The sequence below is a fragment of the Stenotrophomonas sp. PI_27 genome (genome assembly GCF_027854495.1).
In the GTDB taxonomy this organism is placed as follows: Bacteria; Pseudomonadota; Gammaproteobacteria; order Xanthomonadales; family Xanthomonadaceae; genus Stenotrophomonas; species Stenotrophomonas pavanii.
The window spans coordinates 391,946-413,515 of sequence record NZ_JAJNOF010000001.1; the positions used below are offsets into that span (position 1 = coordinate 391,946).

A 21,570-nucleotide genomic window follows, 5' to 3' on the forward strand; every position below is an offset into this window, starting at 1 on the left:
TCATCCCACGCTACGGGCAACGGAGTATTGTTGGCGCAGCCGCCAGCCCGGGAAGCGACACCCTGCCAGCCGCCGCTTCCCTTTCCCCAACTGAAGTAGTGCGGAGTTGATGCAATGAGCAAAGCTGCAAGCAAGGGTGCCACCCCGGGATTCCGGATCGAACATGACAGCATGGGTGAGCTGCAGGTGCCTGCCGATGCCCTGTGGGGCGCGCAGACCCAGCGTGCCGTGCAGAATTTCCCGGTGTCGGGCCAGCGCATGCCGCGCGGTTTCATCCGTGCGCTGGGCCTGGTCAAGGGCGCGGCTGCCGGCGTCAACGCCGAGCTGGGCCATCTGCCGAAGACCGTGGCCAAGGCCATCCAGGCCGCTGCCGCCGAGGTGGCGGCCGGCGACTGGGACGCGCATTTCCCGATCGACGTCTACCAGACCGGTTCGGGTACGTCCTCGAACATGAATGCCAACGAGGTCATCGCCACCCTGGCCAACCGTGCCGGCAAGGCCGGCAAGGCCGCGGTGCATCCCAATGACCACGTCAACCAGGGGCAGAGCTCCAATGACGTCATTCCGACCGCGCTGCGCGTGTCGGCGGTGCTGGCCGCGCAGGAGCAGCTGCTGCCGGCGCTGGTGCACCTGCGCAAGACCCTCGACAAGAAGGGCCGCAGCCTGCGCAAGGTGGTCAAGACCGGGCGTACCCACCTGATGGATGCGATGCCGCTGACCTTCGAGCAGGAGTTCGGCGCGTGGTCGGCACAGCTGGCTTCGGCGCAGGAGCGCATCGAAGACAGCCTCAAGCGCGTGCGTCGCCTGCCGCTGGGCGGTACCGCCATCGGCACCGGCATCAACGCCGACCCGCGTTTCGGCGCGCAGGTCGCCAAGGCACTGAAGCAGCAGACCGGGTTCAAGTTCGACAGCGCCGAGAACAAGTTCGAAGGCCTGGCCGCGCAGGATGATGCGGTGGAACTGTCGGGCCAGCTCAATGCGCTGGCCGTGGCGTTGATCAAGATCGCCAATGATCTTCGCTGGATGAACGCCGGTCCGCTGGCCGGGCTGGGCGAGATCGAACTGCCGGCACTGCAGCCGGGCAGCTCGATCATGCCGGGCAAGGTCAACCCGGTGATTCCGGAAGCAACCGTGATGGCCTGCGCGCAGGTGATCGGCCACCACACCGCGATCACCGTGGCCGGGCAGACCGGCAACTTCCAGCTCAACGTCACGCTGCCGCTGATCGCGGTGAACCTGCTGGATGGCATCGGCCTGCTGGCCAATGTGTCGCGGCTGCTGGCCGACAGCGCGATTGCCGGGCTGAAGGTGCGCGAAGACCGTGTTGCCGAGGCGCTGTCGCGCAATCCCATCCTGGTCACGGCGCTGAACCCGATCATCGGCTACGAGAAGGCAGCGGCCATTGCCAAGCGTGCCTACAAGGAACAGCGCCCGGTGCTGGACGTAGCGCTGGAAGACAGCGGCCTGCAGGAAGCGGAACTGCGCCGCCTGCTGGACCCTACCGCGCTGACTGCCGGTGGCATCCACGCGGGGGGCGGTGGCGGCGGCGGTTGATGCGCCGATCGTAGGGCCGAGCCCATGCTCGGCTCTACAAGAGGAAACGCCGCCCAGGGGGCGGCGTTTTTTCAGCGACGGTCGGCGACGATGTTGCCGAAGGTGTCGGTGTAGTCCTTGAACTCGGGGATGCGCTGGACCAGGTCGGCCGGGATCACTTCCATGCCTTCCGGCGGTTGGATCTTCACCGGTTGCATGTTGGGATCGGCCGGGGCGGCGACCAGGGTGTTCTGGCGCAGCACCTGCAGCCTGCCGAACATCGTCTGCAGCATCTGCTTCTGCCCTTCGTCGAGCGGGATCTGGATCTCGTCCACCTTCATCGTGCCATCGCCGAGGATGATGATGTTCGGTGCCGGCGGGCGACGCACGGTCACCATCCCTTCGCTGACGGAAATCTTGGGCTTGCCGCGCTCGGCGCGGTGGTTGCGGTAATCCTTGTCACAGCCGACCAGGCCCAGGCAGAGCAGGGCGGCCAGCAGCAGGAACAACTTCTTCATGGCATTCGGTTCGGGGGCGTCCGGGGCCGACATTGTAAGCCGGTCGGCACGTCACGGCCGGCAGCGGGGCGCCGCTGCCGGCCGGGTGCGCTGATCTGTCACAGGCCTAGCGCTGGACCACGGTGTCCTTGCCGCAGTCGTCGACGTCACTCTGGTCCATCGTGGCGTACGGCTTGAACGCGGGCAGCGATGCGGCCAGCGCCTGCTGGCTGGCCAGCATCGCCGGCATGCGGTCGCAGATGCGCTTGGCCTGGGCTTCGATCTTCTCCGCCTCGGCATTGATCCGCTTCTCGATGCCCTCGCTGTCGCCGCTGAAGATGCCCTTCAGGGCCTCTCCGGCAGCACTGGCGCCGAGCTTGGCACCGGCCAGGCCGACATCCATGCCGTCCATTGCAATGGCAACGACGTGGCCGCGGTATTCCAGCAGCTGCCGGCGCTGGGCCTCATCGGCCGGCACGTCCTTGCCGCCGATCAGCAGCCGCCCGTCCGGCGTGATCTCCGCACGCGGCTGCTTGTCGGCGGAAATCTTGATGTTGCCCTGGGTGATGTCCTTGCGGGCATCGTCCATGGCCTCCTTGACTGTCTGGCCGACCCCGCTGGTCGCCTCGGCCACGCTTTTGCCGACGGTGGTATCGGGCGTGGAGGACGTGCCGCCGCAGGCGATCAGCGGCAGGCACAGCAGGGTGGCAGGCAGCACGCGCAGCAGATTCATGGCAGTGTCCTCGATCGGTCCGGTGGCGGTTACTTTTTGCGGGGCAGGGTGACGGTGCCGCTGACGTTGCGGTGGCCCACGTCGCCGCTGCCGCTGTGGTCGACGGTCAGGCTGCCGCGCACGCCATCGACCTGGATGTCACCCGAGCCGTGGCTGCGCACATGCACGCTGCCGCCGATGTCGGACAGGTCGACATCGCCGGAGCCGACCACGCCGACCTCGACGTTGCCCTGCACGCGCTTGAACCCAACGTCGCCGGACCCGACGGTGTCCAGCCGGGCGTTGCCGCGGACATCGCTGAGCTTCAGGTCACCCGAACCCACCGTGCCGGTGACCGCATCGCCGCCGATGTTGCGTGCCTTGACGTCGCCAGAGCCCAGCGACAGCAGGTTCAGCGAGCTGCCGCCGTCGATGTCCAGGTCACCCGAGCCCACCGCTGCGTGGATGCTGCCACGGGTGCCACGGATGATGGCATCACCGGAGCCGACATCCACGCTCAGCGACTGCGCGTTGTCCACGCTGGCATCGCCGGAACCGACCTTCAGCTGCAGCGGCAGGTTGTCCGGCACGCTGCCACGGATGTCCAGCCAGGCATAGCTGCTGCCCAGGCTGATGCCGCTGTCGCGGCCTTCGCGGCGCAGGCTGACCACCAGCTTGTCGCCTTCCTTCCGCTGGTCCAGCACCAGCTGGTCCAACCATTCCTGGCTGGAGGCGCAGGCGCGGCCATCCAGCTGGCCACCGCCCTTGCTGGCGACCACCTTCAGGTCATGCTGGTTCACCTCGAACACCACCGCCTTGGCGCCGGATGTTTCCAGCTTCAACGTACGGGCAGCGGTGAACTTGCAGTTCGGAGCATCGGCGGCCAGCGCCGACAGCGGCAACAGCAACAACGCAGAACAGGCGAGCAGGGAACGCATGGTGATGCCTCCAGGTGGATGGGATCAGATCTCGCCGGCGCGCTTGCGCAGGCGGATGGCAAGGATGATGAACACGGCACCGACAGCGGCACCGATCCACAGCTCCGGCATCGCCAGCGACTTCAGCTGCGAGGCCGGCGACATCAGGCTGACCACCGATTCGAGATCGCGGCGCGCGCCTTCACCGGCGCCGAGGCGATACAGCAGGTCCATGCCCGGCACGCCGCCCAGCAGCAGGCGGCCGACGATGTTCTGCCAGAACCAGCCGGTGGTCAGCCCGATCAGCGGCATCACCTTGGTGGTGCTGACGATGACCCCGGCGAACAGCGGCAGCATCACCGCCCACAGGAACGGCTTGCTGCGGGCCCAGGCCGAGCACAGCAGCAGCCAGCCGGCGGTGGGCAGGGCCCACAGCGCGTAGACCGGAATCCAGGCCAGGTGGCCGGCGGCCAGGGTCAGCGGACTGGACGGGCCCCAGATCAGCGTCATCGGGCTGCCGCCATGCATCAACGCGACGACGCTGATCACCAGCAGGAAGCCGAGCATGGTGATGATGCCGGCGATCACCGTGATCAGCGGGGCCACGATCAGTGCGCTGATCACCTTGGAAAGGACGGTCTGGGTGTCCGACAGCGGCAGCGATTTCCAGAACAGGATGCTGCGGTCGCGGCGGTCGTCGTACAGCGCGCCCAGGCAGTAGAAGAACACCACGAAGGCCAGCACCAGGAACGGCCAGGCCGAGCTGAGCACCAGGGTCAGGTCGAGGCCGTTGCCGAGGTCGGCCAGGTCTTTTGCGCTGATGTCGCGGGTCAGCAGCGCGAGGTCCAGGCCGTTGATGTTCACGTTCTCGCCATCGACGTGCAGGTTGCCATCACGCGCGGCGCGGTGCAGCGCGAACAGGCCGAAGGCGATGCCGATGGTGCTCATCACTAGCGAAATCAACCCGGCGATCAGCGGCGCGTACAGGAAACCGCCACGGTTCTCCCAGTATTCGCGCTTGAGCAGCCAGCGCAGGGTGCCCATCGGGCTGACGGGGTGGTTGACGGCATTCATGCGTAGGTCCCCTTCATGATGGCGACGAACAGGTCGGCCAGGCCCGGGCTGCGGGTCTCGCCAAGCGTGGAAAGCTGGGCGCGCGGCACGCCGTCGAACAGCATCACGGTCTTGCCGAACGCCAGGCTGCGCTCGTCGATCGGCTTCAGCGCACGCGCGGTGTCCAGCTGGTCGGCATTGACCAGCAGTTCGGTGTAGCGCTGGCCGACGTCGTCCATTTCCGCATCCAGCACGATGCGGCCGTCGCGGATGAACATGACATCGCTGAGGATGTGCTCGATTTCCTCGACCTGGTGGGTGGTGACGATGATGGTCTTCTGTTCATCGAAGTAATCTTCCAGCAGGCGCTGGTAGAACTCCTTGCGGTACAGGATGTCCAGGCCCAGGGTGGGCTCGTCCAGCACCAGGATGCGTGCGTCGATGGCCATCACCAGGGCCAGGTGCAGCTGCACGATCATGCCCTTGGACAGTTCGCGCACGCGCTGCTTCGGCTGCAGCTTGGTGTTGGCCAGGAAGCGTTCGCAGCGGGCGCGATCGAAACGCGGGTGCACACCGGCCACGAAATCGATCGCTTCGCGCACCTTCAGCCAGCGTGGCAGCACGGCGACGTCGGCGATGAAGCAGATGTCGTTCATCAGCTCGTCGCGGTGCAGGCGCGGGTCGCGGCCGAGCACGCTCAGCTCACCTTCCACCGAGGTCAGGCCGAGAATGGCCTTCAGCGCGGTGGTCTTGCCGGCGCCATTGGGCCCGATCAGGCCGACGATGCGCCCGCTTGGAATGCTGAAGCTGGCGTTGTCGAGCGCCACCGTGGTCTTGTAGGCCTTGCGCAGGCCTCGGGCGGTGATGACCGCTTCACTTGCAGTGCTATTCATCAGACTTTCCCCTGGGGCAGCAATTCGTCGAGGCTCAGGCCCAGGCGCTGGATGCGCTCCAGCACCGCCGGCCATTCTTCATTGAGGAAGCGATCGCGCTCGCTGCTGCGCAGCTGCGTGGCCGCCTGTTCGGTCATGAACATGCCCAGGCCGCGGCGCTTCTCGACCAGGCCCTCATCGGCCAGTTCCTGGTAGGCGCGCGAAACGGTGATGGGGTTGAGTTGATAGTCGGCGGCCACCTGGCGCACCGAAGGCAGGGCATCGCCCGGCTTGAGGATTCCGTCGAGCATCATGGCGATCACGCGCTCCTTCAACTGACGGTAGATGGGAGCGCCGTCGCTCCACTGGATGTCGCTCATATTCAGCTCCGTGGGGTCAGCGGCTGGGCGAACGAGAAATACGGCATGGACAGGGAGCTGTGCAGCCGACGCGGGGGAGGGGGGGAGGGAACGGCATTCCCTGCCGGTGAAACGGTCGCGTCCTGCGGACTGTCGGGGGAGGCGGGGGGCGTTGGCGCGGCCAGCCAGGCCAGCACGATCAGGGTCGAAACAGCGGCGGCCGCAGGTGCGGTGAGGTTGCGACGGATCCGAGTGTTCATGGCTTCCCCCTGTCTCAGGTGACTGGTGTTGTATGCAACTATAACACCGGCACGCCTGCGTGCAACCCCTTGCCGTGCCCAACTGATGGCAGGGGTGGTCAAATCGCTGAAATATCGCCCTATCCATTTGATTGGAAAGGGAAATGAATTTTCCGGAGGGGCTGAGTCGGCGCTGCCTTCCATTCAGCCTTGTACATGCTATGTCATTACTGCGCGGTTGCTGCCGCACTGGACGGGCAAACGCCACGCCGCGCAAAGCCAGCGGCGCCCACCGCAGCAAGGGGCGCCGGGGCCCGGTGCTATAGTTCGGCCGATTCCCGGCCGCTACCGGCCGGCCCTGTGAATGGCTACCGCGGACTGTCTCCATGACCCTGCCGACCGTTACCCCGCGCCGCCTGCGCGGCCTGTCCCTGCTGACCCTGCTGGTGGCCGGGCTGGCCAGCTCCAGCCAGGTGCTGGCGGCCGACCTTCTCGACCTCGACTACCGCCCGCTGGCCAGCAAGCAGCAGGTAAACCTGCAGCAGCGCTACCACGGGCAGGTGCTGCTGGTGGTCAATACCGCCAGCAAGTGCGGCTATACCCCTCAGTACGAAGGCCTGGAGGCGCTGCAGAAGCGCTATGCCGGCCGTGGCTTCGCCGTGCTCGGTTTCCCGTCCAACGATTTCAAGGGCCAGGAGCCGGGTGACGAGAAGCAGATCCAGGATTTCTGCACGCTCACCTACGGCGTCAAGTTCCCGATGTTCGAGAAGGTGCACGTCGTCGGCGCAGAGGCCACGCCGCTGTACCAGCGGCTGACCGCGGCCACCGGCGTGGCGCCGGGCTGGAACTTCCACAAGTACCTGGTGGGCCGCGATGGCAAGGTCATCGCCCAGTTCGCCAGCAAGGTGACGCCGGACGATCCGCAGCTGACCGCCGCCATCGACAAGGCGCTGGCCGCAGCCGCCACGCATTGATATGCGGCACGGATGCCTCGACATCGACGGCATGCGTGCGACAATGCTTCTTTTCGCGCCGACGTCGGCGCCCAGACACTTCCAGGAATGCAGCGAATGAAGATGGGAATGCGCGGCGCCGCGGCGTCGGTTCTGATTCTGGCGATGGGCACTTCGGGTGTCGCTCTGTCGCAACAACCGGCTGCCCCCGCAGCCGCCAAGGAGACCGCAACCTTGAATTCCCCCAAGCAGAAGCTGGGCTACGCCATCGGCCTGGACGTCGCCAAGTCGTTCACCCCGATCGCCGATGAGATCGATGTGGCCGCGCTGCGCACCGCCGTGGAACGTTCGTTCGAAGGCCTGCAGCCGCAGATCACCCAGGAACAGGCCAAGGCCACCGATGCCGCACTGCGCCAGGTCGTGATGGCCCGCAGCGGGCAGCAGGTGCCGGGCATGGCGCCGGGTTCGCAGCCGCCGAAGGTCGACCGCGTCAAGGTGTCGCAGATGATCGGTTCCTACTCGGTCGGCCCGTCGCTGGCACAGCTGAAGGACGACATCGACGTCGCCTCGCTGTTTGACGCGATCAGCACCGGCCTGAGCAAGGGTCAGCCGAAGATGACGGAAGCTGACGCGACCGCCACCATCCAGGCGTTCATGGGCAGCAAGCAGGCCGAAATGCAGGCCAAGGCCGCCGCCGCCGCGCAGACCAACCGCGAGGAAGGCAACGCGTTCCTGGCCAAGAACAAGACCCAGCCGGGCGTGGTGACCACCCCGTCGGGCCTGCAGTACCAGGTCATCCGCCCGGGCAGCGGCGAGCGCCCGCTGCCGAGCAGCAAGGTGCGCGTGAACTACGAAGGCAAGCTGCTCAACGGCACCGTGTTCGACAGCTCCTATGGTCGCCAGCCGGCCGAGTTCGGCCTGGACCAGGTGATCAAGGGCTGGACCGAAGGCGTCGCGCTGATGCCGGTCGGTTCGAAGTACCGCTTCTGGATCCCGGGCGAGCTCGCCTACGGTGAAAACGGCACCCCGGGTGGCCCGATCGGCCCGAACGCGACTCTGACGTTCGACGTCGAGCTGCTGGGCGTCCTGCCGTAAGCGACCACGGAGCCAGCACGGACATGCGCGTTGCGATTTTCGGTACCGGTTATGTAGGGCTGGTGACCGGTACCTGCCTGGCCGATGTCGGCCACCAGGTGGTCTGCGTCGATATCGACCAGGCCAAGGTCGATGGCCTCAACCAGGGCATCATCCCGATCTATGAGCCGGGCCTGGAACCGATGGTGAAGGCCAACCACGCTGCGTCGCGGCTGACGTTCACCACCGATGCCGCAGCCGCGATCGGCCACGGCCAGGTCGTGTTCATCGCCGTCGGCACGCCGCCGGACGAGGATGGCAGCGCTGATCTGCAGTACGTGCTGGCCGTGGCCCGCACCATCGGCCAGCACATGAGCGTGCCGACCGTGGTGGTCAACAAGTCGACGGTGCCGGTGGGCACCGCCGACAAGGTACGCGCGGCCATCGCCGCCGAGCTCGCCGCACGGGGGGCCGACATCGCCTTCGACGTGGTGTCCAATCCGGAATTCCTGAAGGAAGGCGATGCCGTTGCCGACTGCATGCGCCCGGACCGCATCATCATCGGTGCGACCAGCGCCGAATCGGTGGCGGTGATGCGGCGCCTGTACGCGCCGTTCAACCGCAACCACGACCGCGTGGTGGAAATGGACGTGCGCTCGGCCGAGCTGACCAAGTACGCCGCCAACGCGATGCTGGCGACCAAGATTTCGTTCATGAACGAAATCGCCAACATCGCCGAGCGTGTCGGCGCCGATGTGGAACAGGTCCGCCAGGGCATCGGCTCGGATCCGCGCATCGGCTGGCACTTCATCTACCCGGGCGCCGGTTATGGCGGCTCGTGTTTCCCCAAGGATGTGCAGGCACTGGCCCGCACTGCGCAGCAGGCTGGCCTGGAGCCGAAGCTGCTGAACGCCGTCGAGGCGGTCAACGATGCGCAGAAGGGACATCTGTTCGCGCTGATCCAGCGTCATTACGACAAGGGCGAGGATGAGGGCGTGCGTGGCAAGACCTTTGCCGTGTGGGGCCTGGCCTTCAAGCCGAACACCGATGACATGCGCGAAGCCTCCAGCCGCCGACTGCTGGCGCAGCTGTGGGAAGGCGGTGCAACGGTGCGTGCCTACGATCCGGAAGCGATGCACGAATCGCAGCGCATCTTCGGCGAACGCGATGACCTGGTGTTCTGCAGCAATGCCGACGAAGCGCTGCAGGGCGCGGATGCACTGGTCGTGGTGACCGAGTGGAAGCAGTTCCGCAGCCCCGATTTCCAGAAGCTGCGCGAGCAGCTGAAGGACGCGGTGGTGTTCGACGGGCGCAACCTGTACGAGCCGGCGGATGTCGAAGCGGCGGGCCTGGCGTATTACGGCATCGGCCGGGGGCGCTCGCTGCATGTCTGACCTGCTGCCAACCGAACGCGAGCAGGCGCTGGAAGCGCGCCTGGTCGAGCTGGAGATGCGCGTGTCCTTCCAGGAGCAGGCGCTGGCCGAACTGAGCGATGCGCTGGCCGATGCCCGCATGCAGGGCATGCGCAACGCCGATGTGCTGCGCGTGCTGCTGGAAGACCTGGGCAAGGTCCGCAACGCATTGAATTCTTCCGATCCGGCGAGCGAACCGCCGCCGCCGCACTACTGATCCGACCTCTATGAGCGATACCCTCCGCGACCAGCTGCTGGGCCTGGGCTTCAAGCCTGCGCCCAAGCCCGAGCGCAAGAATGATGCCCCCCGTCGTGACGGCCGCCCGCAGGGCAAGGGTGGCAACGGCAATGGAAAGCCGCAGGGCGCTGGCAAGGGCGAGCACACGCCCGGTGAGCGTCGTGGGCATGGCCGTGGTGGCCCGGGCAAGCCTGCTGGGCAGGCCCGCGGCCAGGGCCCGCGCAAGCCGCGCAGCGCCGAAGAGATGGATCTGGCCAAGGCCTATGCCATTCGCGCGCAGCGGGAAAAGGAAGAGCGCATCGAAGCCGAGCGCCTGAAGCAGGAAGAAGCACGCGTCCGCCGCGAGGCGAAGGCCAAGCTGGAAGAACTGCTGAAGGACAAGAGCCTGAATGCCGAGGCGGCCGACATTGCCCGCCACTTCCCGTACGGCGGCAAGATCAAGCGCATCTACGTGACCGCCGAACAGCTGACCGCGCTCAATGCCGGTGCGCTGGGCGTGGTCCAGCTCAATGGCCGTTACCTGCTGGTGACCGCCGAAGTGCTGGCCGAGTGCGAGGCGGTGTTTGCCGCATCGGTGGCGCTGAAGGTCGATCCGAATGCGCCGGCCGAAGAAGATCCATACGCCGATCCGCAGTACCAGGTACCGGACGACCTGGTCTGGTAAGCGGAAGCGCAGGATGACGAAAACGCCGGGCAGTGCCCGGCGTTTTCGTTTCAGCGGGCGCTGCGGCGCGCACGGATCAGCGGCAGGCTCAGTGCGAAGAAACAGAGCAGGGCGCCAACCAGGGCGAAGCCGCTGCCGGCCAGGAAGGCCGTGCTGCCGTCGTCGATCTTCCACAGCTGACCGGCGATCAGTGCGCCCAGCACGCCGCCCACGCCGGACGAGAAGCCGTACAGCAGGCCCTGGCCGTGACCGTTGAGCCGGCCCGGGAAGTAGGTGGCCAGCATCTGCATCGCAGCCGCGAAGAAGGCGGCAAAGCCCAGGGCATGCGCGGTCTGCGCCAGCAGCATCACCGGCAGGTTTTCGGGGAACAGGGCGGTCACCGCCCAGCGCAGGCAGGAACTGACCAGCGCGATCAACAGCATCCAACTGGCGTCATAGCGGCGGAAGAAACGGCCGATGGTGAAAAACACGCCCACTTCGAAGACGACGCCGATGGTCCACAGCAGGCCGAGGGTGGAGGTGCGGTAACCGTGATGGTCCATGTAGACCGAAAAGAACGTGTAGTACGGGCCGAATGACAGCTGCTCCATGAACGCGGCCAGGAAGAAGGCCAGCACCGGCGGGCGGCGCACGATCTGCCAGAAGCCGCTGGCATCGCCCTGGGTCCTGCCGATGTCGCGCGCATAGTGGTTGCTGAAGGCCGAGGCCGCCAGCAAGGCGAACAGCGGCAGCATCATCCAGGGCAGCAATCCGGCGTGGTTGCTGGCGCCATCGCCTTCGATCAGCCAGCCGAACAGGGTGACCACGGCGATGAAGCCGAGTGAGCCCCAGACCCGGATCATCCCGTAGCGATGGCTGTCGTTGCCCAGGTGAGTGAGGGTGATCGACTCGAACTGCGGCATCACCGCGTTGTAGAAGAAGCAGAACACAACCATGGCCGGGTACATCCAGGGCTGCGGGAGCGGCAGCAGGAACACCGCGAAGCTGAGCAGTGTCAACACGCAGCCGACGCGCAGCAGGCGGATCGGTCGTGGCGATGCCGCCGCCAGCGAAGTCCAGGTGCTGGGTGCGATCACGCGGGTGGCGTACCACAGGCCCATCATCACGCTGATCGCGGTCACGCTCATGCCGCGCGCGGTCAGGAACAGGCTCCAGTACGGAGTGAACGCGCCCAGCGCCGCGTAGTAGAACAGGTAAAAGCTGGAGAGGCGGGCAACGGGAACGGTCATTGCGGAATGATGAGGCAAAAAGGGGACGGAGGGGATTAAGTCGCGAATGCATAAACGACTTAATCCCCTCCGTCCCCTTTTTGTGTCATTCGGGGTCGTAGTCGAGGTTGGAGGCGAGCCAGCGTTCGGCCTGGGCGCGGTCCACGCCCTTGCGGCGGGCGTAGTCGCTGACCTGTTCGCGGCTGAGCCGGCCGACCACGAAGTACTGGCTCTGCGGGTGGCTGAAGTAGTAGCCCGAAACGGCGGCCGTGGGCAGCATCGCGAAGCTCTCGGTCAGTTCCATGCCGGCATTTGCTTCGGCCTGCAGCAGGTCGAACAGGCGCCGTTTCTCGCTGTGCTCCGGGCAGGCGGGATAGCCGGGCGCCGGCCGGATGCCGCGGTACTGCTCGTCGATCAGGGCGTCGTTGTCCAGCGCCTCGGCGCGGTCATAGCCCCAGAATTCGGTGCGCACACGTTGGTGCAGGCGCTCGGCCAGTGCTTCGGCGAAGCGGTCGGCCAGTGCTTTCAGCAGGATCGCGTTGTAGTCGTCATGGTCCGCCTCGAAGCGCGCGACGTGGGCATCGATGCCGATGCCCGCGGTGACCGCGAACGCACCGATCCAGTCCTGGCGGCCGCTGTCGGCGGGAGCGATGAAATCGGCCAGGCAGAAGTCCGGCCGCTCGGCCGGCTTGTCGACCTGCTGGCGCAGGAAGTACAACGTGGCCTCGCCCTGGGGGTGCTGCACGCGCACGTCGTCGCCGACGCTGTTGGCCGGCCACAGGCCGAACACGGCCTTGGCGGTCAGCCACTTCTCTTCGACGATGCGGTCGAGCATCGCGCGGGCATCCTTGTACAGATCGCTGGCCTGGGTACCGACAATCTCGTCGGTGAGGATGGCCGGGAACTTGCCGGCCAGTTCCCAGGCCTGGAAGAACGGCGTCCAGTCGATGTAGTCGACCAGTTCGGCCAACGGGTAGTCGTCGAACACATGCAGGCCGGGCTGGTGCGGTGCCGGTGGCGTGTAACTGTCCCAGCCGCCCTGGAACTTCTGCGCGCGTGCATGCTCCAGCGTGACCAGGCGCTTGGCGTCGCCACGGTTGCGATGGCGCGCGCGGATTTCGGCATAGTCGGCCTCGTTGGCGGCGACGAAGGCCTCGCGCAGGTCGCGCGAGATCAGCGACTGGGCCACGCCCACCGCGCGCGAGGCGTCCTTCACCCACACCGTCGGCGCCTTGTAATGCGGGTCGATCTTCAGCGCGGTGTGCGCGCGCGAGGTGGTGGCGCCGCCGATCAGCAGCGGCAGGTCGAAACCCTGGCGCTCCATCTCGCGGGCGACGTGGCTCATCTCTTCCAGCGACGGCGTGATCAGTCCGGACAGGCCGATCAGATCGGCATGGTGCTCGCGGGCGGCATCCAGGATCTTCTGCGCCGGCACCATCACGCCCAGGTCGACCACCTCGAAGTTGTTGCAGGCCAGGACCACGCCGACGATGTTCTTGCCGATGTCATGCACGTCGCCCTTCACCGTGGCCATGATGATCTTGCCGTTGCTCTTGGCGGTGTCGCCGCTGCGCGCCTTCTCGGCCTCGATGTAGGGCAGCAGGTAGGCCACCGCCTTCTTCATCACGCGCGCGGACTTGACCACCTGCGGCAGGAACATCTTGCCCGCACCGAACAGGTCGCCGACGATGTTCATGCCATCCATCAGCGGGCCTTCGATCACGTCCAGCGGTCGGCTGGCGGCCTGCCGGGCCAGCTCGGTGTCTTCCTCGACATAAGCGTCCAGGCCGTGCACCAGGGCATGGGCCAGGCGCTGTGCGACAGGCTTCTCGCGCCAGGCCAGGTCCTCCGCCTTCGCAGCGCCCTTCCTGCCCTTGTAGCGCTCGGCGATCTCCAGCAGGCGCTCGGTGGCATCGCTGCGGCGGTTCAGGATCACGTCCTCGACGCGTTCGCGCAGCTCCGGCTCCAGCTCGTCATAGATCGGCATGGCACCGGCATTGACGATGCCCATGTCCATCCCGGCCGCGATCGCGTGGTACAGGAACACCGAGTGGATCGCCTGGCGCACCGTTTCATTGCCGCGGAAGGAGAACGAAACGTTGGAGACGCCGCCGGAGACATGGCAGTGCGGCAGAGTCTGCTTGATGATGCGGGTGGCTTCGATGAAGTCCACCGCGTAGTTGTCGTGCTCTTCGATACCGGTGGCGACGGCGAAGATGTTCGGGTCGAAGATGATGTCCTGCGGCGGGAAGCCGATCTCGTCGACCAGAATGCGATAGGCGCGGGTGCAGATCTCGACCTTGCGCGCGCAGGTGTCGGCCTGGCCGTTTTCGTCGAAGGCCATCACCACCGCAGCGGCACCGTAGCGCAGCACCTTGCGTGCATGTTCGCGGAACAGCGCCTCGCCTTCCTTCAGCGAGATCGAATTGACCACGCTCTTGCCCTGCAGGCACTTCAGCCCGGCCTCGATCACGCTCCACTTGGAGGAATCGACCATAACCGGGATGCGGGCGATGTCCGGCTCGGACATGATCAGGTTGAGGTAGCGGGTCATTGCCGCTTCCGAATCGATCAGGCCCTCGTCCATGTTGACGTCGAGGATCTGCGCTCCGCTGGCCACCTGCTGGCGGGCCACGTCCACCGCCTCTTCGTAGCGGCCTTCCTTGATGAGCTTGCGGAACTGCGCGCTGCCGGTGACGTTGGTGCGCTCGCCGACGTTGATGAACAGCAGGTCCGGTGTGATGACCAGCGGCTCCAGGCCGGACAGGCGGGTATAGGGCGGGGTGTTCATGCGGCCTGCTGCTCCCGGGATGCGGGCAGGGCGCGCGGCGGCAATCCGGCGACGGCCTGGGCGATGGCGCGGATGTGCGCGGGCGTGGAGCCACAGCAGCCGCCGACCAGGTTCAACAGGCCATCCTCGGCGAAGCCGCGCAGGGTGGCGGCCATCTCTTCCGGCGTTTCGTCATATTCGCCGAAGGCGTTGGGCAGGCCCGCATTGGGGTGGGCGCTGACGTGGCAGTCGGCGACCTGCGAAAGGGTTTCCACGTGTGGTCGCATCGCCTCGGCACCCAGTGCGCAGTTCAAGCCGATCGACAGCGGCCGCGCGTGTGCCAGCGAGGCGTGGAACGCTTCGGCGGTCTGCCCGGACAGCGTGCGCCCGGAGGCGTCGGTGATGGTGCCGGAGATCATCACCGGCAGGCGTGCGCCGCGCGCGTCGAACGCTTCTTCCAGCGCATACAGCGCCGCCTTGGCATTGAGCGTGTCGAAGATGGTCTCGACCATGAGGGTGTCGGCGCCCCCGTCGATCAGCCCTTCGATGGCTTCCCGGTAGGTGTCGCGCAGCTCGTCGAAGCTGGTGTTGCGGAAGCCTGGATCATTCACGTCGGGGCTGATCGAGGCGGTGCGGCTGGTCGGGCCGATCACGCCGATCACGAAGCGTGGCTTGCCGGGCGTGGTTGCAGCCACCGCATCGCAGCAGGCGCGTGCAACCGCCGCCCCGGCCTTGTTCAACTCGTACACCAGGTGCTCGAGGTGGTAGTCGGCCTGGCTGACCGAGGTGGCGTTGAAGGTGTTGGTCTCGACCAGATCCGCGCCTGCTTCCAGGTAGGCGGTGTGGATGTCGGCGATGATCTGCGGACGGGTCAGCAGCAGCAGATCGTTGTTGCCCTTCAGATCATGGCCCTCGGGGGCGCCGTGGTCGCAGCCGGGGCCATGTGCATGGTCATAGCCACCGGCGAAGCGCTCGCCCCGATAGTCGTCTTCCTGCAGGCCATGGCGCTGGATCATCGTGCCCATCGCGCCGTCGATGATCAGGATCCGCTCGCGCAGGGCGTCGAGCAGGGCGTTGGCACGATCAGGATGCAACCAGGGCAGGGCGGGCATGGCAGTCTCGGGCTCAGGGCTTGTTGGCGATCAGCGAAATCACTTCGAAGTGCGGCGGACGCTTTTCGCGGGTGACCGTCTCCAGGCTGGACACCTGCAGGCCGGCCTTGTCGACGAACCTGCGCAGTTCCTTGTCGCTGAAGCCAAGGTTGACGTGGCCGTAGGCTTCCACCGCGGCCTTGTGTTCGTGGCGGGCCAGGCTGCACAGCAGCAGGCGGCCACCCGGGCGCAGCACGCGCGCGGCTTCGGTCACCGCCTGCGCCGGCTTGCTGGCGTAGGTCAACGCGTGCATCAGCACCACCAGGTCGAAGCTGCTGTCCTTGAACGGCAGCGCGTGCATGTCGCCTTCGCGCACTTCCACATTGGGCAGGCGGCGCAGGCGCTCGCTGGCGGCGGCGACCACGCGCGCGCTGGTATCGATGCAGATGTAGCGCTTGGCATGGGGGGCGACCAGTTCGGCCAGCACGCCGTCACCGGAGGCGATGTCCAGCACGTCGCCGGTTTCCAGCAGCGGCAACGCGGTGCGCGCCAGGGCCTCCCAGGTGCGGCCCGGCGAGTAGTGGCGCTCCATGTCGCCGGCCACGCTGTCGGCCCAGTTCTGGTCCGACGCGCGGTGGGCCAGCACGGCGGCAACGCGCTCGGCGTCCTGCCGCAGCAACGGGTCGTCGCTTCCGTTGCTCAGGGCATGCCACAATGCGCGCTGCGCCGGGTCCAGCTGGGCCTCGTCGAAGCGGTAGTAGGCCGACACGCCGGCACGGCGGTCGCGGACCAGGCCGGCTTCCTTCAGGCGCGCCAGGTGGGTGGACACGCGCGGCTGCGCGAGCCGGGTGATCGCCGACAGTTCGGCCACGGTGAGTTCCTCCTGCTCCAGCAGCGCCAGCAGGCGCACGCGGGTCGCATCGGCGAACACCTTCAGGCGGGTCGACCAGTCTTCCAGATCCATAAATATCTACCTATCGCGATATAGAGATATATTCGCCGAGAAGGCCTCCCGCGGTCAAGTCGGCAGCGTACGGAAACAGCCGGGCCCCGGTACAATCGGGGCACCTGGGCGCGCCGTATGCGGCCCATAACTTCATGTACCCGGGAGGGTGTTGTGGATTTCAGCTTTACCGAAGAGCAGTTGATGCTGCAGGACGTGGCGCGGCGCATCGCGCAGGAGAAGATCGCCCCCAGCGCGGAGCATCACGACCGCACCGGCGAGTTCCCGCTGGACAACATCCGCCTGCTGGGCGAGAACGGCCTGATGGGCATCGAAGTGCCGACCGAATACGGCGGTGCGGGCATGGACCCGGTTGCGTACGTGCTGGCGATGGTGGAGGTCGCCGCCGCCGACGCCGCCCACTCGACCATCATGTCGGTCAACAACTCGCTGTTCTGCAACGGCATTCTCACCCATGGCAGCGAACAGCAGAAGCAGACCTATGTGCGTGCGATCGCCGAAGGCACGGCCATCGGCGCGTTCGCGCTGACCGAGCCGCAGTCCGGCTCCGATGCCACCGCCATGCGCTGCCGCGCGGTGAAGCAGGCCGACGGCACCTTCGTCATCAACGGCAAGAAGAGCTGGATCACCTCCGGCCCGGTGGCCAAGTACATCGTGCTGTTCGCGATGAGCGAGCCGGACAAGGGAGCGCGTGGCATCACCGCCTTCCTCATCGATACCGACAAGGCCGGTTTCGGTCGCGGCAAGACCGAGCCGAAGCTGGGCATCCGCGCCTCGGCCACCTGCGAGATCGAGTTCAACGATTACGTGGCGCAGCCCGAAGACGTGCTCGGCCAGGAAGGCGAGGGCTTCAAGATCGCGATGAGCGTGCTCGATGCCGGCCGCATCGGTATCGCTTCGCAGGCCATCGGCATCGCCCGTGCCGCCTATGAAGCGACCCTGGACTACGTGAAGGAGCGCAAGGCGTTCGGGGCGCCGATCGGTACCTTCCAGATGACCCAGGCCAAGATTGCCGACATGAAGTGCAAGCTGGATGCAGCGCTGCTGCTGACCCTGCGTGCGGCATGGGTGAAGGGCCAGGGCAAACGCTTCAGCACGGAAGCGGCCGTGGCCAAGCTGACCGCCTCGGAAGCGGCGATGTGGATCACCCACCAGGCGGTGCAGATCCACGGCGGCATGGGGTACTCGAAGGAGATGCCGCTGGAGCGTTACTTCCGTGATGCCAAGATCACCGAGATCTACGAAGGCACCTCGGAAATCCAGCGACTGGTCATCGCCCGCAACGAAACCGGGCTGCGCTGAGACGCAACGGCCGCGCCGCTGCAATGGCGGCGCGGCCAGTAGATCCGCGCCACGCGTGGATGCTCTGTGCTCTTGGCCGAACGATGCCGGATCTGTTCCAATGCAGGCCGTTTCCATACGGTCTGCACAGATGATCTATCGTGGTTGGGGAATCCTGACACTGGTCACGCCGATCGCAGCGATCCTGCTGCTGGCGTATTTCTTCCCGCACGCAGGCCCCAAGGGCAACATCCCGCTCCCGCAGGTGTTGCTGGGTGCTGGCATTGGCGCGGCGGTGAACGTGCTGCTGGGCCTGTGGCTCAACCGTGCACCCCGGCAGAAGGGTGAAGTCGCGCCCCATCATTTCTTCTTCGTGCCGATGCAGTGGGCCGCGCTGGTTCTGGTGGCAGTGTGCGCGGTGGTCGCGCTGCTGCGCTGAGGCGTTGCCCGAAGCGCGCCAACCAAGGTTGGCATGCATTCGAGAGCAGCGACAAAAAAAAGGCCCCGGATCGCTCCGGGGCCTTTTCGTTTCAGCGCACCGCCGGATCAACGATCCGGGCGGTGGGCGGACTCGGCGTCCCGCTGGCGTTCCATGAACTCCTTCGACGGTTCATCCAGCTTGTCGCCCAGCATGCGGCGCACAACCACGAAGAACACCGGGATCATCAGCAGGCCGAGCAGGGTGGCGAACAGCATGCCGCCGATCACGCCGGTACCGATGGCGTGGCGGGAGTTGGCGCCGGCGCCGGTGGAGATCGCCATCGGGATCACGCCCATGATGAACGCGAACGAGGTCATCAGGATCGGGCGGAAACGCAGGCGGGCCGCCTCGATGGTGGCATCGCGCAGGTTCTTGCCCGCTGCGCGCTGCTCCACCGCGAACTCCACGATCAGGATCGCGTTCTTTGCCGCCAGGCCGATCACGGTGATCAGGCCGATCTTGAAGAACAGATCGTTGGGCAGGCCGCGCAGCATCGACAGGCCGAGGGCACCCAGCACGCCCAGCGGCACGACCAGCAGCACCGCCACCGGGATCGACCAGCTTTCATACAGGGCGGCCAGGCACAGGAACACCACCACGATCGACAGCACCAGCAGCAGCGTGGCGGCATTGCCGGCCAGGATTTCCTGGTAGGACATGCCGGACCAGTCGTAGCCGAAGCCGGCCGGCAGGTCGTCGTTGACGATGCTCTCCATGGTCTGCATCGCTTCGCCCGAGCTGGTGCCCGGGGCCTGCGAGCCGACGATGTTGATCGCCGAGTAGCCGTTGTAGCGGCTCAGCGACGGCGGTGCCGACACCCATTCGGACTTGACCACCGTGTTGAGCGGGATCATCGCATTGGTGCCATCGGCGTTCTGGGTCAGGGTGGAGGGGCTGTAGAAGCTCTTCAGCGACTCCTGGCCGGTGCGGTACGGGCCATCGGCCTGCATGGTCACGCGCTTGATGCGGCCTTCGTAGAAGAAGTCATTGACGTACACCGGAGCCAGCATCAGCTGGATGGTGCTGTACACGTCCGACACCGACATGCCCATCGACTGCGCCTGCACGCGGTCCACGTGCAGCTGCAGCTGCGGGGCGTTCTCCAGCCCGTTCGGACGCACGCCGACCAGGGCTTCAGGCTTCTGCGCGGCCTTGCCCAGCAGGATGTTGCGCGCCTGGGTCAGCTGCTCGTAGCCGGCACCGCTGCGGTCCTGCAGCCACATGTCGAAGCCGCCGAACTGGCCAAGGCCCTGCACGGTAGGCAGGTTGACCACGAAGATCTGCGCTTCCTTGATGCCGTAGAACGCGCCGTTCATGTTCTGGATGAACTCCGGCGCGGTGAACTTGCGTTCCTCCCACGGCTTCAGGCGGATGAAGCCCATGCCCACGTTCTCGCCGGAACCGACGAAGCTGAAGCCGGCCACCTGCAGCATGCCTTCATAGCCATCCTGCTTTTCCAGGATGCCGCGCATCTGCGCGAACACTTCGTTGGTCTGGCCCTTGGTCGAGCCCGGGGGCAGCTGCACGATCGCCAGCGCATAGCCCTGGTCTTCTTCCGGCAGGAAGCTGCCCGGCATGCGGGTGAACAGGAAGCCGCACAGCGCGGTCAGCACCACGAACAGGATCATCCAGCGCGGGGCATGGCGCACCGCCGAGGTGATGTGCCCCACGTAGGTGTGGCTGATCTTGTCGTAGTACTTGTTGAAGGTGCGGTAGACGATGTTCGGGTTGTCGTTGTGCGTCGGCTTGAGGAAGGTCGCGCACAGCGCCGGGGTGAAGCCCAGCGCCAGGAACGCCGAGAACGCCATCGAGATGGCGATGGTCAGCGCGAACTGCTTGTAGATCTCGCCCGCGGCACCGCCCTGCAGGGCGGACGGAATGAACACCGCGGCCAGCACGACGGTGATCGCCACCACCGCGCCGGTGATCTGGGTCATCGCCTTCTGCGTGGCCGGCTTCGGCGCCAGGCCTTCCTCGCTCATGATGCGTTCGACGTTCTCGATCACCACGATCGCGTCGTCGACCACGATGCCGATCGCCAGCACCATCGCGAACAGGGTCAGCTGGTTGATCGTGAAGCCGATCATCCACATGCCCAGGAAGGTACCGAGCAGGGCGACGGGGATGACCAGGGTCGGGATCAGGGTGGCGCGGAAGTTCTGCAGGAAGATCAGCATCACCAGGAACACCAGCAAGACCGCTTCAAACAGGGTCTTGACCACTTCCTGGATCGAGATCTTGACGAACGTGGTGCTGTCGTACGGCGAGAACCAGGTCACCCCGGACGGGAAGCTGGGCTGCAGCTCGTCCATCTTGGCGCGCACCGCTTCGGCCACGTTCAGGGCGTTGGCGCCCGGCAGCAGCTGGATGGCGAAGGCGCCGGTCGGCTTGCCGTTGTACTGGGTGTCGAAGCCGTAGTTGTTGGCACCGAAGGCGACGCGGGCGATGTCCTTCAACAGCACGCGCGAGCCGTCAGCGTTGGCGCGCAGGATGATGTTCTCGAATTCCTGCGGCGAGCTGAAGCGGCCTTCGGCCGACACCGTGGCGGTGAAGTGCTGGCCTTCCGGCGACGGGTCCGAACCTAGCGCACCGGCGGCGAACTGCACGTTCTGCGCACGTACCGCGGCCAATACCTGGCTGGCCGACAGGCCATAGCCCTGCATCTTCTCCGGGTTCAGCCAGATGTTCATGGCGTACTCGGAACCGAACTGCTGGGTGCTGCCGACGCCGGGGATACGCGAGACCTGGTCGAGCACGCGCGAGCCGACGATGTCGTTCAGCGCGTCACGGTTGATGGTCGGGGTATCGGACTGCAGCGCCACCACCATCAGGAAGCCGGCGTTGGCCTTGGCCACCACCACGCCCTGCTGGGTGACTTCCGAAGGCAGGCGTGGCGTGGCCAGCGAGACCTTGTTCTGCACCTGCACCTGGGCGATGTCCGGATCGGTACCGGTCTCGAAGGTCAGGGTGATCTGCGCACGTCCATTGGAGGCGGACGAGGAGCTGAAGTACAGCAGATGATCGATGCCGGTCAGCTGCTGCTCGATCACCTGGGTGACCGACTTTTCCGTGGTATCGGCGCTGGCGCCCGGGTAGGTCGCCGAGACGGTGACCTGCGGCGGGGCGATGTTGGGATAGGACTCCACGCCCAGGTTGAGGATCGCGATCACGCCGCTGAGCGAGATCAGGATCGCTACCACCCAGGCGAAGACTGGATGCTCGATGAAAAATTTAGGCATGACGGAAGGTTCC

20 protein-coding genes are annotated in these 21,570 nt (G+C 66.1%); 8 read left to right on the forward strand and 12 right to left on the reverse strand.

The window, feature by feature from the left end; genetic code table 11:
* Positions 1–114 precede the first annotated feature (114 nt).
* Entirely contained in the window at positions 115–1,554 is a 1,440-nt protein-coding gene (locus tag LRM18_RS01820) for a class II fumarate hydratase (protein WP_270949957.1), read from the forward strand.
* A gap of 71 nt (positions 1,555–1,625) precedes the next feature.
* Here the strand turns inward: LRM18_RS01820 and LRM18_RS01825 are convergent, their stop codons facing one another.
* From LRM18_RS01825 to LRM18_RS01855, 7 genes are all read right to left on the reverse strand, one after another.
* Positions 1,626–2,051 carry a hypothetical protein gene (locus LRM18_RS01825; protein ID WP_032953534.1) on the reverse strand — a complete coding sequence of 142 codons (426 nt, stop codon included), beginning with the start codon at positions 2,049–2,051 and terminating at the stop codon, positions 1,626–1,628.
* 106 nt (positions 2,052–2,157) lie between these two features.
* Positions 2,158–2,763 carry a hypothetical protein gene (locus LRM18_RS01830; RefSeq protein ID WP_270949963.1) on the reverse strand — a complete coding sequence of 202 codons (606 nt, stop codon included), beginning with the start codon at positions 2,761–2,763 and terminating at the stop codon, positions 2,158–2,160.
* A gap of 29 nt (positions 2,764–2,792) precedes the next feature.
* The gene (locus tag LRM18_RS01835) at positions 2,793–3,680 is read right to left on the reverse strand and encodes a DUF4097 family beta strand repeat-containing protein (protein ID WP_019660403.1); all 888 of its coding nucleotides are present in this window, start codon (positions 3,678–3,680) and stop codon (positions 2,793–2,795) included.
* A 24-nt stretch (positions 3,681–3,704) separates the two neighbouring features.
* On the reverse strand, positions 3,705–4,733 hold the full coding sequence (locus LRM18_RS01840) for an ABC-2 transporter permease (RefSeq protein WP_270949968.1): 1,029 nt from the start codon (positions 4,731–4,733) through the stop codon (positions 3,705–3,707).
* Entirely contained in the window at positions 4,730–5,605 is an 876-nt protein-coding gene (locus LRM18_RS01845) for an ABC transporter ATP-binding protein (protein ID WP_053460829.1), read from the reverse strand. The genes LRM18_RS01840 and LRM18_RS01845 overlap by 4 nt, the downstream gene beginning before the upstream one ends.
* A complete protein-coding gene (locus LRM18_RS01850) occupies positions 5,605–5,964 on the reverse strand; it encodes a GntR family transcriptional regulator (protein ID WP_006453095.1) in 360 nt (119 codons plus the stop codon). The genes LRM18_RS01845 and LRM18_RS01850 overlap by 1 nt, the downstream gene beginning before the upstream one ends.
* 2 nt (positions 5,965–5,966) lie before the next feature.
* Entirely contained in the window at positions 5,967–6,203 is a 237-nt protein-coding gene (locus LRM18_RS01855) for a hypothetical protein (protein WP_074724860.1), read from the reverse strand.
* A 365-nt stretch (positions 6,204–6,568) separates the two neighbouring features.
* Here LRM18_RS01855 and LRM18_RS01860 point away from each other — a divergent pair, with 365 nt between their 5' ends.
* From LRM18_RS01860 to LRM18_RS01880, 5 genes are all read left to right on the forward strand, one after another.
* Entirely contained in the window at positions 6,569–7,156 is a 588-nt protein-coding gene (locus LRM18_RS01860) for a glutathione peroxidase (protein ID WP_049464346.1), read from the forward strand.
* 96 nt (positions 7,157–7,252) lie between these two features.
* Entirely contained in the window at positions 7,253–8,230 is a 978-nt protein-coding gene (locus LRM18_RS01865) for an FKBP-type peptidyl-prolyl cis-trans isomerase (RefSeq protein WP_032962085.1), read from the forward strand.
* A gap of 23 nt (positions 8,231–8,253) precedes the next feature.
* Entirely contained in the window at positions 8,254–9,603 is a 1,350-nt protein-coding gene (locus LRM18_RS01870; protein ID WP_049464354.1) for a UDP-glucose/GDP-mannose dehydrogenase family protein, read from the forward strand.
* Complete coding sequence (locus LRM18_RS01875) at positions 9,596–9,838, forward strand: SlyX family protein (protein ID WP_005410256.1); 243 nt, start codon at positions 9,596–9,598, stop codon at positions 9,836–9,838. The genes LRM18_RS01870 and LRM18_RS01875 overlap by 8 nt, the downstream gene beginning before the upstream one ends.
* 10 nt (positions 9,839–9,848) lie before the next feature.
* Complete coding sequence (locus tag LRM18_RS01880; RefSeq protein ID WP_049464358.1) at positions 9,849–10,523, forward strand: DUF2058 family protein; 675 nt, start codon at positions 9,849–9,851, stop codon at positions 10,521–10,523.
* A gap of 50 nt (positions 10,524–10,573) precedes the next feature.
* On the opposite strand, the gene LRM18_RS01885 is transcribed toward LRM18_RS01880, so the two are convergent.
* The 4 genes from LRM18_RS01885 to LRM18_RS01900 form a co-directional block, all read right to left on the reverse strand.
* Positions 10,574–11,752, reverse strand: a complete 1,179-nt coding sequence (locus tag LRM18_RS01885; RefSeq protein WP_270950045.1) for an MFS transporter — start codon at positions 11,750–11,752, stop codon at positions 10,574–10,576.
* Positions 11,753–11,837: 85 nt separating this feature from the next.
* Positions 11,838–14,522, reverse strand: a complete 2,685-nt coding sequence (gene metH / locus LRM18_RS01890) for a methionine synthase (RefSeq protein WP_270950047.1) — start codon at positions 14,520–14,522, stop codon at positions 11,838–11,840.
* Entirely contained in the window at positions 14,519–15,613 is a 1,095-nt protein-coding gene (locus LRM18_RS01895; protein WP_064238848.1) for a homocysteine S-methyltransferase family protein, read from the reverse strand. Before LRM18_RS01895 ends, metH begins: the two co-directional genes overlap by 4 nt.
* A 13-nt stretch (positions 15,614–15,626) precedes the next feature.
* Positions 15,627–16,556 carry a metalloregulator ArsR/SmtB family transcription factor gene (locus LRM18_RS01900; RefSeq protein WP_049465810.1) on the reverse strand — a complete coding sequence of 310 codons (930 nt, stop codon included), beginning with the start codon at positions 16,554–16,556 and terminating at the stop codon, positions 15,627–15,629.
* Positions 16,557–16,709: 153 nt separating this feature from the next.
* Between LRM18_RS01900 and LRM18_RS01905 the strand changes: the two genes are divergently transcribed.
* On the forward strand, positions 16,710–17,858 hold the full coding sequence (locus LRM18_RS01905) for an acyl-CoA dehydrogenase family protein (protein WP_154330889.1): 1,149 nt from the start codon (positions 16,710–16,712) through the stop codon (positions 17,856–17,858).
* Positions 17,859–17,988: 130 nt separating this feature from the next.
* Positions 17,989–18,276 carry a hypothetical protein gene (locus LRM18_RS01910; protein ID WP_053462550.1) on the forward strand — a complete coding sequence of 96 codons (288 nt, stop codon included), beginning with the start codon at positions 17,989–17,991 and terminating at the stop codon, positions 18,274–18,276.
* 107 nt (positions 18,277–18,383) lie between these two features.
* Here the strand turns inward: LRM18_RS01910 and LRM18_RS01915 are convergent, their stop codons facing one another.
* Positions 18,384–21,557, reverse strand: a complete 3,174-nt coding sequence (locus tag LRM18_RS01915; RefSeq protein WP_053504758.1) for a multidrug efflux RND transporter permease subunit — start codon at positions 21,555–21,557, stop codon at positions 18,384–18,386.
* Positions 21,558–21,570: the final 13 nt, after the last annotated feature.

What these genes read in the sequence shown, in the direction of transcription:
- LRM18_RS01820 (WP_270949957.1), top strand. Translation starts at nt 115, where the DNA reads ATGAGCAAAGCTGCAAGCAAGGGTGCCACCCCGGGATTCCGGATCGAA.
- LRM18_RS01825 (WP_032953534.1), bottom strand. Translation starts at nt 2,051, where the DNA reads ATGAAGAAGTTGTTCCTGCTGCTGGCCGCCCTGCTCTGCCTGGGCCTG.
- LRM18_RS01830 (WP_270949963.1), bottom strand. Translation starts at nt 2,763, where the DNA reads ATGAATCTGCTGCGCGTGCTGCCTGCCACCCTGCTGTGCCTGCCGCTG.
- LRM18_RS01835 (WP_019660403.1), bottom strand. Translation starts at nt 3,680, where the DNA reads ATGCGTTCCCTGCTCGCCTGTTCTGCGTTGTTGCTGTTGCCGCTGTCG.
- LRM18_RS01840 (WP_270949968.1), bottom strand. Translation starts at nt 4,733, where the DNA reads ATGAATGCCGTCAACCACCCCGTCAGCCCGATGGGCACCCTGCGCTGG.
- LRM18_RS01845 (WP_053460829.1), bottom strand. Translation starts at nt 5,605, where the DNA reads ATGAATAGCACTGCAAGTGAAGCGGTCATCACCGCCCGAGGCCTGCGC.
- LRM18_RS01850 (WP_006453095.1), bottom strand. Translation starts at nt 5,964, where the DNA reads ATGAGCGACATCCAGTGGAGCGACGGCGCTCCCATCTACCGTCAGTTG.
- LRM18_RS01855 (WP_074724860.1), bottom strand. Translation starts at nt 6,203, where the DNA reads ATGAACACTCGGATCCGTCGCAACCTCACCGCACCTGCGGCCGCCGCT.
- LRM18_RS01860 (WP_049464346.1), top strand. Translation starts at nt 6,569, where the DNA reads ATGACCCTGCCGACCGTTACCCCGCGCCGCCTGCGCGGCCTGTCCCTG.
- LRM18_RS01865 (WP_032962085.1), top strand. Translation starts at nt 7,253, where the DNA reads ATGAAGATGGGAATGCGCGGCGCCGCGGCGTCGGTTCTGATTCTGGCG.
- LRM18_RS01870 (WP_049464354.1), top strand. Translation starts at nt 8,254, where the DNA reads ATGCGCGTTGCGATTTTCGGTACCGGTTATGTAGGGCTGGTGACCGGT.
- LRM18_RS01875 (WP_005410256.1), top strand. Translation starts at nt 9,596, where the DNA reads ATGTCTGACCTGCTGCCAACCGAACGCGAGCAGGCGCTGGAAGCGCGC.
- LRM18_RS01880 (WP_049464358.1), top strand. Translation starts at nt 9,849, where the DNA reads ATGAGCGATACCCTCCGCGACCAGCTGCTGGGCCTGGGCTTCAAGCCT.
- LRM18_RS01885 (WP_270950045.1), bottom strand. Translation starts at nt 11,752, where the DNA reads ATGACCGTTCCCGTTGCCCGCCTCTCCAGCTTTTACCTGTTCTACTAC.
- metH (WP_270950047.1), bottom strand. Translation starts at nt 14,522, where the DNA reads ATGAACACCCCGCCCTATACCCGCCTGTCCGGCCTGGAGCCGCTGGTC.
- LRM18_RS01895 (WP_064238848.1), bottom strand. Translation starts at nt 15,613, where the DNA reads ATGCCCGCCCTGCCCTGGTTGCATCCTGATCGTGCCAACGCCCTGCTC.
- LRM18_RS01900 (WP_049465810.1), bottom strand. Translation starts at nt 16,556, where the DNA reads ATGGATCTGGAAGACTGGTCGACCCGCCTGAAGGTGTTCGCCGATGCG.
- LRM18_RS01910 (WP_053462550.1), top strand. Translation starts at nt 17,989, where the DNA reads ATGATCTATCGTGGTTGGGGAATCCTGACACTGGTCACGCCGATCGCA.
- LRM18_RS01915 (WP_053504758.1), bottom strand. Translation starts at nt 21,557, where the DNA reads ATGCCTAAATTTTTCATCGAGCATCCAGTCTTCGCCTGGGTGGTAGCG.